The following is a 1,137-nucleotide window of genomic DNA, read 5'->3' on the forward strand; positions in this document are numbered from 1 at the left end:
CCATTTTCCGCATAGACCCCCGTTTGTACCTTTGAAATCGTCACATTCTCCAACGTCATCTTTCCCGAGCTCTCCATTATTACCCCTGTACCCATCCCACTTCCCTTCCCCGTAATCCTTGTCCCCTTCAAACTTGCACTCTCCACCCCTTCCCCCACATACACCCCATATCCATCCGTAAACTCAATCCTCGAGCTTCCACCAATCGTCAGGCTCTTCCCTCTCTTAACATACACCCCCGCTCCAACCTTTGAAATCATCACATCCGTCAACGTCATCGTCATCTTTTCCGTCCCCACGGCATACACCCCTACCCCATTATTCTGTCCCTTAATCACCGTCCCCTTCAAACTCACACCCTTCACCTTCTCTCCCACATACACCCCATACCCACGCGTTCCCATAAACTCAATCCTCGAGCTTCCACCAATCATCAAGTTCTTCCCCTTCCCCACCACTACCCCCATTCCAACCCTTGAAATCGTCACATCCGTCAACGTCATCGTCATGTCTTCCGTCCCCATCACATAGACCCCCATACTCCCAACCCCACTCCCACTTCCCCTAATCGTCACATCATTCAAACTAACACCCTTCATCTCTCCCCCCACCATCACCCCAACTCCATCCCCCATAAAATTAACCGTCGAGCCCCCAGTCATCATCAAGTTCTTCCCCCTCCCCATATAAACCCCCATTTGTACCCCCTCAACCGTCACATCGTCCAACGTCATCGTCAAGCTCTCACCCCCCTTCGCATATATCCCCATACTCCCACTTCCCCCTCCCGTAATCCTTGTCCCGTCAAACTTGCACTCTCCACCCCATCCCCCATATACACCCCATATCTACCCCCATCTGCTAAACTAATCGTTGAATTTTCCCCCCTCATTATCAGCGTCCCATTCTTAACATAGACCCCCGCTCCAACCCCCGAAATCGTCACATTCTCCAACGTCATCTCCAACATATCACCCCCCTTCGCATACACCCCTACCCCCTTTCCCCCTCCCGTAATCACCGTCTTCGTCAAACTTGCACCCTTCACCCCTTCCCCCATATACACCCCCACCCCATACTCACCCCCATCTGCTAAACTAATCGTTGAATTTTCCCCCCTCATTATCAGCGTCCCAT

2 protein-coding genes are annotated in these 1,137 nt (G+C 52.1%); both read right to left on the reverse strand.

The window, feature by feature from the left end:
- On the reverse strand, positions 1-770 hold a 770-nt coding region (locus GGR10_RS06770), incomplete at its 3' end, for a right-handed parallel beta-helix repeat-containing protein (protein WP_182480452.1).
- Positions 737-1,137, reverse strand: a 401-nt coding sequence (locus tag GGR10_RS06775) for a hypothetical protein (RefSeq protein WP_210268819.1), incomplete at its 5' end; no start/stop codon positions are given. The genes GGR10_RS06775 and GGR10_RS06770, both read right to left, overlap by 34 nt.

It is taken from the genome of Bartonella chomelii, assembly GCF_014138465.1.
In the GTDB taxonomy this organism is placed as follows: domain Bacteria; phylum Pseudomonadota; class Alphaproteobacteria; order Rhizobiales; family Rhizobiaceae; genus Bartonella; species Bartonella schoenbuchensis.